This is a genomic window from Escherichia sp. E4385, from assembly GCF_963883145.1.
Lineage (GTDB): Bacteria > Pseudomonadota > Gammaproteobacteria > Enterobacterales > Enterobacteriaceae > Escherichia.
In genome coordinates, this window is record NZ_CAWOOJ010000020.1 from 1 (window position 1) to 15,559 (window position 15,559).

15 protein-coding genes are annotated in these 15,559 nt (G+C 53.2%); 3 read left to right on the forward strand and 12 right to left on the reverse strand.

All coding sequences use genetic code 11. The features are described from left to right. Nucleotides 1-31: 31 nt before the first annotated feature. From hemG to pepQ, 4 genes are read right to left on the reverse strand one after another with little or no spacing between them, the layout of a single operon-like run. Nucleotides 32-577: a menaquinone-dependent protoporphyrinogen IX dehydrogenase gene (gene hemG, locus AACS80_RS20545; protein WP_130209490.1), complete on the reverse strand. Its 546-nt coding sequence runs from the start codon at nt 575-577 to the stop codon at nt 32-34. Between the two features lie 11 nt (nt 578-588). Further along, nucleotides 589-2,040: a Trk system potassium transporter TrkH gene (gene trkH, locus AACS80_RS20550; protein WP_000545680.1), complete on the reverse strand. Its 1,452-nt coding sequence runs from the start codon at nt 2,038-2,040 to the stop codon at nt 589-591. A 38-nt stretch (nt 2,041-2,078) separates the two neighbouring features. Further along, complete coding sequence (locus AACS80_RS20555) at nt 2,079-2,693, reverse strand: IMPACT family protein (protein ID WP_135408375.1); 615 nt, start codon at nt 2,691-2,693, stop codon at nt 2,079-2,081. Beyond that, entirely contained in the window at nt 2,693-4,024 is a 1,332-nt protein-coding gene (gene pepQ, locus AACS80_RS20560) for a Xaa-Pro dipeptidase (protein ID WP_130261222.1), read from the reverse strand. Before pepQ ends, AACS80_RS20555 begins: the two co-directional genes overlap by 1 nt. Before the next feature lie 189 nt (nt 4,025-4,213). Between pepQ and fadB the strand changes: the two genes are divergently transcribed. Further along, complete coding sequence (gene fadB / locus AACS80_RS20565) at nt 4,214-6,403, forward strand: fatty acid oxidation complex subunit alpha FadB (RefSeq protein WP_135410626.1); 2,190 nt, start codon at nt 4,214-4,216, stop codon at nt 6,401-6,403. Between the two features lie 9 nt (nt 6,404-6,412). Continuing rightward, on the forward strand, nt 6,413-7,576 hold the full coding sequence (fadA, locus tag AACS80_RS20570; RefSeq protein WP_130209482.1) for an acetyl-CoA C-acyltransferase FadA: 1,164 nt from the start codon (nt 6,413-6,415) through the stop codon (nt 7,574-7,576). A gap of 367 nt (nt 7,577-7,943) precedes the next feature. Here the strand turns inward: fadA and fre are convergent, their stop codons facing one another. Both fre and ubiD read right to left on the reverse strand, forming a co-directional pair. Next, complete coding sequence (gene fre / locus AACS80_RS20575; RefSeq protein ID WP_130209480.1) at nt 7,944-8,645, reverse strand: NAD(P)H-flavin reductase; 702 nt, start codon at nt 8,643-8,645, stop codon at nt 7,944-7,946. A 45-nt stretch (nt 8,646-8,690) separates the two neighbouring features. Next, complete coding sequence (gene ubiD / locus AACS80_RS20580; protein ID WP_135410625.1) at nt 8,691-10,184, reverse strand: 4-hydroxy-3-polyprenylbenzoate decarboxylase; 1,494 nt, start codon at nt 10,182-10,184, stop codon at nt 8,691-8,693. Nucleotides 10,185-10,350: 166 nt separating this feature from the next. Between ubiD and rfaH the strand changes: the two genes are divergently transcribed. Then, the gene (gene rfaH, locus AACS80_RS20585; protein WP_130209478.1) at nt 10,351-10,839 is read left to right on the forward strand and encodes a transcription/translation regulatory transformer protein RfaH; all 489 of its coding nucleotides are present in this window, start codon (nt 10,351-10,353) and stop codon (nt 10,837-10,839) included. On the opposite strand, the gene tatD is transcribed toward rfaH, so the two are convergent. The 6 genes from tatD to ubiJ form a co-directional block, all read right to left on the reverse strand. Continuing rightward, nucleotides 10,836-11,618 (reverse strand): 3'-5' ssDNA/RNA exonuclease TatD, encoded by a 783-nt coding sequence (gene tatD, locus AACS80_RS20590; RefSeq protein ID WP_135410624.1) that lies wholly within the window; start codon nt 11,616-11,618, stop codon nt 10,836-10,838. The two genes, rfaH and tatD, sit on opposite strands and share 4 nt — an antisense overlap. A 41-nt stretch (nt 11,619-11,659) precedes the next feature. Next, entirely contained in the window at nt 11,660-12,436 is a 777-nt protein-coding gene (gene tatC, locus AACS80_RS20595; RefSeq protein WP_000109937.1) for a Sec-independent protein translocase subunit TatC, read from the reverse strand. A gap of 2 nt (nt 12,437-12,438) precedes the next feature. After that, on the reverse strand, nt 12,439-12,954 hold the full coding sequence (gene tatB / locus AACS80_RS20600; protein WP_130209474.1) for a Sec-independent protein translocase protein TatB: 516 nt from the start codon (nt 12,952-12,954) through the stop codon (nt 12,439-12,441). A gap of 3 nt (nt 12,955-12,957) precedes the next feature. After that, nucleotides 12,958-13,227 carry a Sec-independent protein translocase subunit TatA gene (tatA, locus tag AACS80_RS20605; RefSeq protein WP_130209472.1) on the reverse strand — a complete coding sequence of 90 codons (270 nt, stop codon included), beginning with the start codon at nt 13,225-13,227 and terminating at the stop codon, nt 12,958-12,960. A 78-nt stretch (nt 13,228-13,305) separates the two neighbouring features. Further along, nucleotides 13,306-14,946 (reverse strand): ubiquinone biosynthesis regulatory protein kinase UbiB, encoded by a 1,641-nt coding sequence (gene ubiB, locus AACS80_RS20610; protein WP_130209470.1) that lies wholly within the window; start codon nt 14,944-14,946, stop codon nt 13,306-13,308. Continuing rightward, nucleotides 14,946-15,551 (reverse strand): ubiquinone biosynthesis protein UbiJ, encoded by a 606-nt coding sequence (gene ubiJ, locus AACS80_RS20615; RefSeq protein WP_130261219.1) that lies wholly within the window; start codon nt 15,549-15,551, stop codon nt 14,946-14,948. The genes ubiB and ubiJ overlap by 1 nt, the downstream gene beginning before the upstream one ends. Nucleotides 15,552-15,559 lie beyond the last annotated feature (8 nt).

Consider the following 15,559-nt stretch of genomic DNA (forward strand, 5'->3'; position numbering starts at 1 on the left):
TTTCCGAATGCGCGTTTTTTATTCTTTATGCTTATTTCGACGCCGATCTGTTGGTTAATTGAGCGATTTCTCGGGCGAAATTCGCGACCTGCTCCCAATCGGTATAGACAACCTCTTTGCGCGTATCTGTTTCTCCGCCTGACATCTTCATAATCAGCTTGATCATAAAGCGGTCGTACCAACGATAGCGTGGATAACGCAGCGCCCCGGCAATAACGGCACAGCGATCGGGGCGCCATTGTGAACTCATCAGAAACTTTCGTGCGTAGCTGTTGGTCTGCACAGTCCGCTTCTCCGGCTTGCGTGCCACCAGGTTGACGGAGTAAAAGGCGCTCGGCATTGAGTTCAGCCGGGTGGCATGCTTTTTGACAAATGCCTGGAACGCAGAATGGTAATGACCGTAGCGAATAGAAGCGCCAATCACCACGCGATCGTAGTTTTCCCATTGTGGTTCTTCAATGCGGTGCACATTGGCGACATCCGCCTGGATCCCCAGTTCTTTCAGTTCCGAAGCCAGGTAGGAGGCAATCTCGCGCGTTTGTCCGTCCCTTGTTGAGAAAAGAATTAATGTTTTCACGTATTACTCCATCATTCACGCCAGAAAGTCGGGGTAAAGAGCACCAGCAATGTAAAGACCTCAAGACGACCAAACAGCATGTTGGCAATCAGGATCCATTTAGCCACCGGGTTCATGCTGGTAAAGTTATCAGCAACCACGCCAAGCCCTGGCCCCAGGTTATTCAATGTCGCAACAACCGAGGCAAAGGCAGAAAAGTCATCCACGCCAGTGGCGATTATCGCCAGCATACTGACAATAAACACCAATGCATAGGCGGAGAAAAATCCCCAAACGGCTTCGAGGATACGTTCCGGCAGTGCGCGATTCCCCAGCTTAATGCTATAGACGGCGTTCGGATGCACCAGTCGTTTCAGCTCACGGTTCCCCTGTTTGAACAGCAGCAGGATGCGGATCACTTTCAGGCCACCGCCCGTTGACCCGGCGCAACCGCCGATAAAAGCTGAACATAAAAGCAGTACCGGCAAAAAGAGCGGCCAGCGGGCAATGCTATCAGTCGTAAACCCGGCGGTTGTCGCCATCGACACCACCTGGAAAAATGCCTGGTTAATTGTCATCAGCGCCGAACTGTAGACATTATGAAACCACAGCACGAGGGTACAAATAACCACCAGCGTAAACTGTACGCCGATAAACATGCGAAATTCCGGATCGCGCCAGTAGACCTTCAGACTACGCCCACTTAACAGTGAAAAGTGCAGACCGTAGTTACAGCCGGAGATCAGCAGGAAGATAGCAATGATAGTGTTAATAGTCGGGCTATCGAAATAGCCAACGCTGGCATCATGCGTCGAAAAGCCGCCAATAGCGATTGTCGCAAAGCTATGACCGATGGCATCAAAGGCATCCATTCCAGCAAACCACAGCGCCAGTGCACAGGCGACGGTCAACAAGACATAAATCAACCACAGGGTTTTCGCCGTTTCCGCAATTCGCGGACGCATTTTGTTATCTTTCAGCGGGCCGGGCATTTCCGCGCGATAGAGCTGCATCCCACCAACGCCGAGGATAGGCAGTATCGCAACCGCCAACACGATGATCCCCATCCCGCCAAACCATTGCAGCATCTGGCGATAAAAGAGGATTGCGTGAGGGAGCGAATCCAGCCCCACCAGCGTAGTGGCCCCCGTGGTGGTCAGGCCGGAGAAAGATTCAAAAAACGCATCGGTGATCGTGAGGTTCGGGCTTTCCGAGAAGATAAAAGGGAGCGCACCGACGCTACCCAGCACGGTCCAGAACAGCACCACGATCAGAAACCCTTCACGGGATTTCAGTTCGCCCTTCTCTTTACGGTTAGGCCACCACAACATGGAGCCAATAGCGAGGGCGACAAAAAAGGTCTGGGTAAATGCGCGGCCCGCCCCATCCCGGTAGATGAGTGCTACCAGCCCAGGGATAATCATTGTCCCTGAGAATAAGATGACCAGTAGTCCAACGATTCGGGTAATGGCGCGAAAATGCATCTCTGCCGCTTCCTTAGTTCTGCAAAACGAAGTGGGGATTATTCTTCAATCGCTAACAATTGCAATGAACCACGGCTAAAATCCGCCAGCTTTGCGGAAAATTCAGCCAATTTCGCTGCTGGAAGCGCCACCCGCAGCAGAACGAATGCCTGATAATCACTGTTGATAATTTTGCCGTCACACTGCCCCAGCAACGCTTCAATGCCGGTTAACTGACTATATTCACATTGCAAAGTATATTCGGTTAATGGCGTCTTGCGTTGGGTCGTTAGCTGGCGCAACGCCTGATTCACGCCGCCGCCATACGCTTTCACTAACCCACCGGTGCCGAGCAATATGCCGCCGTAGTAGCGCACCACCACAGCGGTAATTTCCCCGACGCCGCTGCCCATCAGTTGGGCGAGCATCGGTTTACCTGCCGTTCCCGCCGGTTCCCCGTCGTCAGAGAAACCCAGCTGTTGAGAATCATCCGGCGCCCCCGCCACCCACGCCACACAATGGTGGCGGGCATCGGGGTGTTCTGCCCGCACCGATTCAACAAACGCTTTCGCCGCCTCAACGCCATCGGTATGCGCCAACATCGTTATGAAGCGGCTCTTTTTGATCTCTTCAACGACCGTGACCGGTGCCGCAGGAATTAACCAGCTTTCCATCACGCCAGTTTCAGATCCCGGGTCATGTTTTCCACGTTATTTTCGTGGATCACCACGTTGTCTTCGATACGAATGCCGCCGAACGGTTTCAGTGCTTCAATTTTCTGCCAGTTGAAGTGTTTGCTGAACTGCCCTTCACGCCACGGTGCCAGCAACGATTCGATGAAGTAGATACCCGGCTCAATGGTTAACACCATGCCCGGCTGGAGAATACGGGTGCAGCGCAGGTACGGATATTTTGCCGGTGCCGCGAGGTGCGTACCGCTATCATCCTGCATAAAACCTGCTACGTCATGCACCTGCAGGCCCAGCGGATGGCCGATACCGTGCGGCATAAACGGTCCGGTGAGATCGTTTTCGACCATCGCTTCTTCACTCATATCGGTGATGATTTGATGTTTACGCAGCAGTTTGGCAATGCGCTGATGGAACTGGATGTGGTAATCCACATAGCTGACGCCTGCTTTCATGGTGGCGATCAGCGCCAGTTGTTCATCATTAACGTCTTTCACCAGCTGTGCGTAGTCGTTGTCGCTTTTTGCCGACCAGGTTCGGGTCAGGTCAGCCGCATAGCCGTTATATTCTGCCCCGGCATCCAGCAGGAAGCTACGCATCTCTTCCGGTGCCTGATGGTCCAGTTTGGTGTAATGCAGCACCGAAGCGTGTTCGTTGAGCGCCACAATGTTGCTGTAAGGTACGTCGGTATCACGATGACCGGTCGCGGTCAGATAGGCAATGTTGATATCGAACTCGCTCATGCCAGAACGGAACGCTTCTTCTGCCGCGCGATGACCGTTGACCGCCATTTTCTGCGCTTCACGCATACAGGCCAGTTCGTACTCGGTTTTGAAGGAGCGGTAGTAATGCAGGTAGTCGATCACCCCTTTCGGGTTGATATTGCTGGCCTCAATGCCCAGTTGCAGCGCACGTTCCGGCACCGGACCGATATAACCAATATTGCCGCGCGCAGCAGGCAGCAGGCTACCAATGCCATCGGCTTTCGGCAGCGCGATCACGTCCACATCTTCAGTCCAGAAGGCGGTCGGCAGCGGTTCGACGTTGTGCCAGTAATCAACTGGCAGATAGAACCACAGTTTCGGCTTGTTCACGCCATCCACCAGCAACCAGCAGTTTGGCACCTGAGTTACCGGCACCCACGCTTTGAATTGCGGGTTCACTTTAAACGGATAGGGATGATCGTCGAGAAAAACATTGAACAGCTCGCCGGAGTGAATAAGTAATGCATCCAGCTTGAAGCGCGCCAGCGCATCGCGAGTCCGTTCTTGTAAGGTAGCTATATGATTTTTATAGAGCGAGGCCAGTGATTCCATTTTTTACCCTTCTGTTTTTTTGACCTTAAGTCTCCGCATCTTAGCACATCGTTCATCCAGAGCGTGATTTCTGCCGAGCGTGATCAGATCGGCATTTCTTTAATCTTTTGTTTGCATATTTTTAACACAAAATACACACTTCAATGCATCTGGTACGACCAGATCACCTTGCGGATTCAGGAGACTGACATGCTTTACAAAGGCGACACCCTGTACCTTGACTGGCTGGAAGATGGCATTGCCGAACTGGTATTTGATGCCCCAGGTTCAGTTAATAAACTCGACACTGCGACCGTCGCCAGCCTCGGCGAGGCCATCGGTGTACTGGAACAGCAATCAGATCTAAAAGGGCTGCTGCTGCGTTCGAACAAAGCAGCCTTTATCGTCGGTGCTGATATCACCGAATTTTTGTCCCTGTTCCTCGTTCCTGAAGAACAGTTAAGCCAGTGGCTGCATTTTGCCAATAGCGTGTTTAATCGCCTGGAAGATCTGCCGGTGCCGACCATTGCCGCCGTCAACGGCTATGCGCTGGGCGGTGGCTGCGAATGTGTACTGGCGACCGATTATCGTCTGGCGACGCCGGATCTGCGCATCGGTCTGCCGGAAACCAAACTGGGCATCATGCCGGGCTTTGGCGGTTCTGTACGTATGCCACGTATGCTGGGCGCTGACAGTGCGCTGGAAATCATTGCCGCCGGTAAAGATGTCGGCGCGGATCAGGCGCTGAAAATCGGTCTGGTGGATGGCGTAGTCAAAGCAGAAAAACTGATTGAAGGGGCGATGGCGATTTTACGCCAGGCCATTAACGGCGACCTCGACTGGAAAGCGAAACGTCAGCCGAAGCTAGAACCGCTAAAACTGAGCAAGATTGAAGCCACCATGAGCTTCACCATCGCTAAAGGGATGGTCGCACAAACGGCGGGGAAACATTATCCGGCACCCATCACCGCAGTAAAAACTATTGAAGCTGCGGCCCGTTTTGGTCGTGAAGAAGCATTAAATCTGGAAAACAAAAGTTTTGTCCCGCTGGCGCATACCAACGAAGCCCGCGCACTGGTCGGCATTTTCCTTAACGATCAATATGTAAAAGGCAAAGCGAAGAAACTCACCAAAGACGTTGAAACACCGAAACAGGCCGCTGTGCTGGGCGCAGGCATTATGGGGGGCGGCATTGCTTACCAGTCTGCGTGGAAAGGCGTGCCGGTTGTCATGAAAGATATCAACGACAAGTCGTTAACCCTCGGCATGATCGAAGCCGCGAAACTGCTGAACAAGCAGCTTGAGCGCGGCAAGATCGATGGTCTGAAACTGGCTGGCGTGATCTCCACGATCCACCCAACGCTCGACTACGCCGGGTTTGACCGCGTGGATGTTGTGGTAGAAGCGGTTGTCGAAAACCCGAAAGTGAAAAAAGCTGTACTGGCAGAAACCGAGCAGAAAGTACGACCGGATACCGTGCTGGCGTCTAACACTTCAACCATTCCTATCAGCGAACTGGCCAAAGCGCTGGATCGCCCGGAAAACTTCTGCGGAATGCACTTCTTTAACCCGGTACACCGGATGCCGTTGGTAGAAATTATTCGCGGCGAGAAAAGCTCCGACGAAACCATCGCGAAAGTCGTCGCCTGGGCGAGCAAGATGGGCAAAACGCCGATTGTGGTTAACGACTGCCCCGGATTCTTCGTTAACCGCGTGCTGTTCCCCTACTTCGCGGGTTTCAGCCAGTTGCTGCGCGACGGCGCGGATTTCCGCAAGATCGACAAAGTGATGGAAAAACAGTTTGGCTGGCCGATGGGTCCGGCATATCTGCTGGATGTCGTGGGCATTGACACCGCCCATCACGCCCAGGTGGTGATGGCTGCAGGTTTCCCGCAGCGGATGCAGAAAGATTATCGCGATGCCATCGACGCGCTGTTTGATGCCAACCGCTTTGGTCAGAAGAACGGCCTCGGTTTCTGGCGTTATAAAGAAGACAGCAAAGGTAAGCCGAAGAAAGAAGAAGACGCCGCCGTTGACGATCTGTTGGCAGAAGTCAGCCAGCCGAAGCGTGATTTTAGCGAGGAAGAGATTATCGCCCGCATGATGATCCCGATGGTCAACGAAGTGGTCCGCTGCCTGGAAGAGGGCATTATCGCCACTCCGGCAGAAGCGGATATGGCGCTGGTCTACGGCCTGGGCTTCCCTCCGTTCCACGGCGGTGCGTTCCGCTGGCTGGACACCCTCGGCAGCGCAAAATACCTCGATATGGCACAGCAATATCAGCACCTCGGCCCGCTGTACGAAGTGCCGGAAGGTCTGCGTAATAAAGCGCGTCATAACGAACCGTACTATCCTCCGGTTGAGCCAGCCCGTCCGGTTGGCGACCTGAAAACGGCTTAAGGAGTCACAATGGAACAGGTTGTCATTGTCGATGCAATTCGCACCCCGATGGGCCGTTCGAAGGGCGGTGCTTTTCGTAACGTACGTGCGGAAGATCTCTCCGCTCATTTAATGCGTAGCTTGCTGGCGCGTAATCCGGCGCTGGAAGCGGCGGCCCTCGACGATATTTACTGGGGCTGTGTGCAGCAGACGCTGGAGCAGGGTTTTAATATCGCCCGTAACGCGGCGCTGTTGGCTGAAGTACCACACTCTGTCCCGGCGGTTACCGTCAATCGCTTGTGTGGTTCATCCATGCAGGCACTGCATGATGCAGCACGAATGATCATGACTGGCGATGCACAGGCATGTCTGGTTGGCGGCGTGGAGCATATGGGCCATGTGCCGATGAGCCACGGCGTCGATTTTCACCCCGGCCTGAGCCGCAATGTCGCCAAAGCGGCGGGCATGATGGGCTTAACGGCAGAAATGCTGGCGCGTATGCACGGTATCAGCCGTGAAATGCAGGATGCCTTTGCCGCGCGGTCACACGCCCGCGCCTGGGCCGCCACGCAGTCGGGCGCATTTAAAAATGAAATCATCCCGACCGGTGGTCACGATGCCGACGGCGTATTGAAGCAGTTTAATTACGACGAAGTGATTCGCCCGGAAACCACCGTGGAAGCCCTCGCCACGCTGCGTCCGGCGTTTGATCCCGTCAGCGGTACGGTAACGGCGGGTACATCTTCTGCGCTTTCCGATGGTGCAGCTGCCATGTTGGTGATGAGTGAAAGCCGCGCCCGTGAATTAGGTCTTAAGCCGCGCGCCCGCGTGCGTTCGATGGCGGTCGTCGGTTGTGACCCGTCGATTATGGGTTACGGCCCGGTTCCGGCCTCAAAACTGGCGCTGAAAAAAGCGGGGCTTTCTGCCAGCGATATCGGTGTGTTTGAGATGAACGAAGCCTTTGCCGCGCAGATCCTGCCGTGCATTAAAGATCTGGGGCTGATGGAGCAGATCGACGAGAAGATCAACCTCAACGGTGGCGCGATCGCGCTGGGTCATCCGCTGGGCTGTTCAGGTGCTCGTATCAGTACCACGCTGCTGAATCTGATGGAGCGCAAAGATGCCCAGTTTGGTCTGGCGACGATGTGTATCGGTCTGGGTCAGGGTATTGCGACGGTGTTTGAGCGGGTTTAACCACTTGCCGGATGCGGCATAAACGCCTTATCCGGCCTACGGTTCAGGACTATTTGTAGGCACGATAAGACGCGCTAGCGTCGCATCGGGCATTGTTTGCCGGATGCGGCATAAACGCCTTATCCGGCCTACGGTTCAGGACTATTTGTAGGCACGATAAGACGCACCAGCGTCGCATCGGGCATTGTTTGCCGGATGCGGCATAAACGCCTTATCCGGCCCACGGTTCAGAACTATTTGTAGGCCTGATAAGACGCGCAAGCGTCGCATCAGGCATTGTTTTCCGGATGCGACATAGATCCAAATGCCACTGTATAAAGTTTTAGTTGCCGTTCTTCCCGCCTGTCAGGGGCGGGTTTTTTATGGCTTAGATAAACGCAAACGCATCGCCAAACAGGCGATCTTCCCGCGCATTACGCTCATTGCAGAACAGGTCACGGGCGATTTTCGCCATCTCAAAGCGGCCAGCGATATAGATATCATGCTCCGCCAGCGTACCGTGATCCTGCAATACCGCCGTTAACACGGTGCCAGTACGTCCACGCCAGCCCGCTTCCGGTTGTTCAACTACCGGCACCACACGCAAACCAGGATGCTTCAGAGAAAGCGCCTCAAGCTCGGACAGATCATAAAGATGTTGCTCTTCACGCCCGCCCCAGTAAATGGTGATATCGCGATTGGGATTACGTGCCAGCGCTGTCAGCAAAATCGAGCGCGCATAAGAGAACCCCGTGCCGCCCGCAATCAGAATCATCGGACGTTCTTCATCATCGCGCAGCCACGCTTCACCGTGGGGAATATCCACCACGATTTGATGATCTTTAAGGATGCGATCCATAACGGCTTTGGCGTAGAGATTGATCTCCGAAGCGCCAATGTGCAGCTCAATGAAACCTTGTTCATTCGGCGTCGAAGCCATTGAAAACGGGCGTTTGTCGCGCTCGTCCATCACCACCATCAAATACTGACCAGCACGAAAAGAAAAGGCCGCGTCTGGCACAATGCGGACACGATATACGGTATCCGTGATAGCTTCTACCGAGGTCACTTTACAGCTTAAGGTTGTCATGCGCTTTCTCTGTCGGATCGATAAATAGGGCAAAACAAACGCGCATCAGGCGCTTTTACCGTTGTTAAAAATAGCCAGTTCATCCCAGATGGCGTCAATATGCGCGACAACATCTGGATCTTTTTTGATGGGACGCCCCCATTCACGCTGGGTTTCCCCTGGCCATTTATTCGTGGCATCCAGCCCCATTTTTGAACCCAGCCCGGAGACGGGCGAGGCAAAATCCAGATAATCAATGGGCGTATTTTCTACCAACACCGTATCCCGCGCAGGGTCCATACGGGTGGTAATTGCCCAAATCACATCGTTCCAGTCGCGTGCGTTAACATCATCATCGCAGACGATCACGAACTTAGTGTACATAAACTGGCGTAAGAATGACCAGACCCCCATCATGACGCGCTTCGCATGTCCGGCGTACTGTTTTTTGATTGTCACTACCGCCAGGCGATAAGAACAGCCTTCCGGCGGCAGGTAAAAATCGACAATTTCCGGGAACTGTTTTTGCAGAATAGGCACGAACACTTCGTTCAACGCCACGCCCAGTACCGCTGGTTCATCTGGCGGACGCCCGGTATAGGTGGAATGGTAAATCGCATCTTCACGCTGGGTAATATGCGTCACGGTAAATACCGGGAAGCTATCGACTTCGTTATAGTAACCGGTGTGGTCGCCATACGGCCCTTCCGGCGCCGTTTCGCCTTGTTCGATATACCCTTCCAGCACAATCTCCGCACTGGCGGGCACTTCAAGGTCATTGGAGATACACTTCACCACTTCGGTCTTGGTGCCGCGCAGCAATCCGGCAAAGGCGTATTCCGACAATGTATCCGGGACTGGCGTCACTGCACCGAGAATCGTAGCGGGATCGGCACCCAGCGCCACAGAAACCGGGAAACGTTCGCCCGGATGCGCCGCGCACCACTCCTGATAATCCAGTGCGCCGCCACGATGCGACAGCCAGCGCATAATCAGTTTGTTTTTACCAATCAGCTGCTGGCGATAAATACCCAGATTCTGCCGCTCTTTATGCGGGCCGCGCGTTACGGTCAGCCCCCAGGTAATCAGCGGAGCGGCGTCTTCCGGCCAGCAGGTCATAATGGGAATGCGGTTAAGATCGACGTCATCACCAGAGACGATTTTTTGTTGGCAAGGCGCACCACGCAATCGCTTTGTCGGCATGTTTAACACCTGCTTAAACTGCGGCAGTTTATCAAACAGGTCGCGGAAACCTTTTGGCGGCTCCGGCTCTTTCAGAAACGCCAATAATTTACCGACTTCACGCAGCGCCGAAACATCTTCCTGGCCCATGCCCATCGCCACGCGCTTTGGCGTACCAAACAGGTTGCACAGCACCGGCATCGAATAACCTTTGGGGTTTTCAAACAACAACGCAGGCCCACCGGCACGCAGAGTGCGGTCAGCAATTTCAGTGATTTCCAGATGCGGATCCACCGGGAGCGTGATACGTTTTAGATCACCCTGCTGTTCAAGCAGCGTCAGGAAGTCGCGTAAATCGTTATATTTCATGGCGTCCATTGTAGCCTCTTAATCTTCGCCCATTATACGGCGTTCATCTTCGCGATGCTGTAAATTTGTTAAATTAGCGTGAACTCTGACGGCATAACGCAAACCGGGGAATATAATTAACTTAGCGTAAAGCTTTTGCTATCCTTGCGCCCCGATTAAACGGATAAGAGTCATTATGCAATCCTGGTATTTACTGTACTGCAAGCGCGGGCAACTTCAACGTGCCCAGGAACACCTCGAAAGACAGGCGGTGAATTGCCTGGCACCGATGATCACCCTGGAAAAAATCGTGCGAGGCAAACGTACCGCAGTCAGTGAACCATTGTTCCCCAACTACCTGTTTGTGGAATTTGACCCGGAAGTGATTCATACCACAACCATCAGTGCTACCCGCGGCGTCAGCCACTTTGTGCGCTTTGGCGCATCGCCGGCGATAGTCCCATCTGCGGTTATTCATCAACTGTCGGTGTATAAACCGGAAGACATTGTTGATCCGGCGACGCCATATCCTGGTGATAAGGTGATTATCACCGAAGGTGCTTTCGAAGGTTTTCAGGCTATTTTCACCGAACCCGACGGCGAGGCTCGCTCTATGCTATTGCTTAATCTTATCAATAAAGAGATTAAGCACAGTGTGAAGAACACCGAGTTCCGCAAACTCTAGAACGCAATCCCAAATAACTTTTTGACATTGGCATCCGTGGTGGCAGCCAGCCATGCGGCATCTTCCCCACGCCAGTGTGCAATACGTTGCAAAATATGGGGCAGATAGGCTGGCTCATTACGCCGTGACGATGGCTTCGGCGTGAGATCGCGCGGAAGCAAATACGGTGCGTCTGTCTCAACCAGCAATTGCTCCGCCGGAATAAATGGCAACAGTTCTCGCAGCTCCAGTCCGCGTCGTTCATCGCAAACCCAACCGGTAATGCCGATATAAATCCCTCGCGCCACGCACGCCTGCATCTCTTCGCGTGTGCCGGTAAAACAGTGCAACACCGCACCAGGTAGCTTATCCAGCCACGGTTCCAGCAACGTCATAAACCGCTCGTGGGCATCACGACAGTGCATAAATACCGGCATGTTTAACTCTGCGGCAATGCGTAGCTGGGCGACAAAAGCGCGTTCCTGCTCTTCCGGCGTCGAAAAGTTGCGGTTAAAGTCGAGGCCACACTCACCAATCGCCACCACTTCTGGCTGCGAGGCCAGCTCAATAATCGCTTCTTCAGTCACAGCTTGCCACTGGCTGCTGTCGTGAGGATGTACGCCCGCCGTTGACCAACAGGACGAATACTGACGCGCCAGCTTTTGCGCCTGCTGGCTTTCGCGCAGGTTAGTGCCGGTGATGAGTAGCCCATTAACTCCCGCAGCAAAAGCGCGCGCTACGACATCATCACGGTCTTTCGCAAATTGCGAACTGGTCAGATTAACGCCGATATCAAACATCCTGCACTCCATATGACAACCGCCCTGACGGGCGGTTGAGTTTATTCTTCAGTTTTTTCGCTTTCTGCTTCAGCGTCGTTTTCTTCTTCCCGGTTTCGGCCTTTACCAACGTAAAAGCGCGAGAAGAAGACGCCAATTTCAAACAGGCAGTACATCGGGATCGCCAGCAGCGTTTGCGAGAAGACATCCGGCGGCGTCAGCAGCATCCCGACGACGAATGCGCCAACCAGCACATACGGACGTTTTTTGCGTAAGTCTTCTGGCGAGGTAATCCCCATCCAGCACAGCAGCACAATCGCCACAGGCACTTCAAAGGAGATACCAAACGCCATAAACAGCGCCATCACGAAGCTCAAATAGCTGGCAATGTCGGTGGATACCTGCACCCCTTCAGGCGCGGTATTGGCAAGGAAACCAAACGCCAGCGGGAAGACCACGAAATAAGCGAACGCCATGCCGATATAAAACAGCAGAGAGCTGGAAACCAGCAGCGGCACCACCAGGCGACGTTCGTGCTTATAGAGTGCAGGAGCGATAAATGCCCACACCTGATAGAGAATCACCGGCGCTGACAGAATCAGCGACACCATAAAGGTCAGCTTGATTGGCGTAAAGAACGGCGAGGCCACATCGGTGGCGATCATCGTTGAACCTTGCGGCAACTGCTTGATCAATGGCGCGGATACCAGGTGATAAATGTCATTGGCGAAATAGACCAGACACAGAAATATCACGATCACCGCGATAATGCAGTTCAGCAGACGCTTACGCAGCTCAATCAGATGCGTGATAAGCGGTTGAGTATCTTCTACAGACATGTTTACGGTTTATCACTCGACGAAGGGGAATGTGCAGCGGTTTTCGGTTCAGCGTCCGCAGCAGGTTTTACCACCGGCTCTGGCGTGGTTTCTGGCTTCTGTTCCGGCGAACTGGCCTGCGTTTGTGCAGCGGCAGGCGTGACACCTTCATGCGCAGCCTCATTGTCTTTCACCACCGGGTTATGAATGGTGTGCGCTTCATCGCTCGCCTTTTCAGGGTCATTCGCAACGTAGGAACGCTTCATCGACTCCGCGGCCTGGCGCAGCTCATCCATTGACGCTTTCAGTTCGGGCGTCAGGTTGGTGAGACTCGCCTTTTCAACCTTTTTCAGGCTGTCCTGAAACTCCTGGAGTTTTAACTCCTGGGTCAGTTCGTTCTGCACCGTTGTTGCCAGTGAACGCAACGCGCGAATCCAGCCCGCAACCGTTTTTACCGCCACAGGCAGTCGTTGCGGCCCCAGAACTACGAGGCCGATGATGAACACCAATAGCAGTTCGCTAAAACCGATATCAAACACGGATTACACCTGCTCTTTATCGTGGCGCTTTGCGTCTTCTGTTTTAGCCTGTTCCTGATTCGCATCCGCCTGCTTATCGGCGATGGTTTTCGCAGTAAAATCAGCATCCTGACTGGTTTTATCCTGCTTTGGTTCATCATCGCTCATTGCTTTTTTAAAGCCTTTGATCGACGCACCAAGATCGGAACCGATGGAGCCGAGCTTTTTGGTGCCAAAAAGCAGTACAACGATGACGGCAATAATCAATAACTGCCAAATACTGATACCACCCATACATGTTCCTCTGTGGTAGATGATGATTAAACAAGGCCGCATTATACGTTACACGGCCCGCCTTGAGCGATGAAAAAATCAGCGTGTTTTGCACCAACCGACAAACCAGGCGATCAGACCGGCCGCCATTAACCAGCCGGGCATCAGCCCCCATTCCGGTCGGCTGACCAACAAGAATGTGCCGCTTAATACTAACGTCGCACCAATCCCCAATAAGTAACGAGATTGTCCCTGACGCACATGATTCGACTGTAACTCGCGCGCAATCTTATCAACACTATGCTGTAAATACTTGCCCTGGCGCAAACTGTCATAAACCAATTCAGGCAGTTCTGGCATTTTTTCGATCCAGAACGGCGCTTTTTCCTTAAATGCTCTCACCAGCGCGGGAATACCGACCTGATCTTTAATCCACGATTCAAGGAAAGGTTTTGCAGTTTTCCATAAATCGAGCTGCGGATAAAGCTGCCGTCCTACCCCTTCGATATAGAGCAAGGTTTTCTGAAGTAACACCAGTTGCGGCTGCACTTCCATATTGAAGCGACGCGCCGTATTAAACAGATTTAACAGCACATGTCCAAACGAAATTTCCGCCAGCGGTTTCTCAAAGATAGGTTCGCAAACGGTACGAATGGCAAATTCGAACTCTTCAACGTTGGTATCTGGCGGTACCCAGCCTGAATCGACATGCAGCTCTGCCACTTTGCGATAGTCGCGGTTAAAGAAGGCGATAAAGTTTTCCGCCAGATAGCGTTTATCTTCCTTGTTTAGCGAGCCGACTATCCCGCAATCAATGCCGATATATTTCGGGTTTTCCGGGTGCTCATAGCTTACGAAGATGTTGCCTGGATGCATATCGGCATGGAAAAAGCTGTCACGGAAAACCTGGGTGAAGAACACCTGCACACCGCGTTCTGCCAGCAATTTCATGTTAGTGCCGTTTTTCTCCAGCGCCGCGACATCAGAAACGGGAATGCCGTAAATGCGCTCCATCACCATCATCCCTTCGCTGCAATAGTCAGGGTAAACTTCCGGGATGTAGAGCATCGGGCTGTCTTCAAAATTGCGTCGTAACTGAATGGCGTTGGCAGATTCCCGCAGCAAATTCAATTCATCAATCAAGGTCTTTTCGTACTCGCGCACCACTTCAGTTGGGCGCAGACGGCGACCATCCGGCAGCAAACGCGGCACCCAGCGAGCCAAGCGGTAGATAAGTTTCAGATCCGCTTTAATCACCGGCAAAATGTCCGGACGGATGACTTTAATTACCACATCTTTGCCATTCGATTTCAATCGCGCGGTATGAACCTGGGCGATAGAGGCCGACGCCAGCGGCTCGATTTCAAAATCGTCAAACCACGCTTCCACCGGCAAACCGCCCATTGCAGCTTCAATCTGTTGCTTCGCCAGTCTGCCATCAAACGGTGCGACTTTGTCCTGCAATAACGCCAGCTGATCGGCAATATGCGGCGGGAAAAGGTCACGACGGGTAGACAACATCTGCCCGAACTTGATCCATACCGGCCCCAATTCTTGCAGCGCCAGTCGTAGTCGCTCACCTAATGGTTTGTCTTTGTGCCGATTCGGCATCCAGAATAATGAGTATCGCCATAACCGCAGCGGCAGGGTGATACGCATTTTAGGGATCAGTTCATCAAGTCCGTAGCTTAAAAAAGTGCGAATGATGAAATACAGGCGCCGTACTTCACCTGGCGTCATTAAACTGCCTCCAGTTTTTCCAGCCGTTTGATTAACGCATCAACGGCACGTTCAACAGCGGCTGTCTCTTCCGCAAACCAGGCCACTTCAAGCGGACCAGGCGCCATACGCCACTCTTCGGTAATGGCTTCTGCCACATAACGTTGCTGGCGTTTAATACCATGATGCAAGAATTTCGCACCGCCGCGCAGGGCTTTGCTGATGCCTTCAGCGGCGATATCACCGGTATAAGGGGCCAGCAGTTCCGCAGGGTCGAACTCTGCCAGATCTGCCAGCGCCACGAAATTCTGTACCACCTGAATATCGCCCTGCACTTCCAGCTCACCGCTACGAATTAGTGCGGCAAGCTGCTGGCGGTCACGAAGTTTCGGCAACACGCTGGCGTAGGCGATAACGGTGCAATCAGCATCGCCAGACCATTCGCCCAGCACATCGACCTGCCGTTCACTAAACACCAGAATTAGCGACGTCGAAAAGCCTTTTACCTCCACGCGCAATACTTTACCCAGCAGACGCGAGCGGGCTGTTTTCAGCGCGGGTGAGCGATACAGGAAAGTGTTGAGCAGACTTTCAATTCCTGCCGTCACTAAAGGTTTAAAAGGCATAGTCGTAC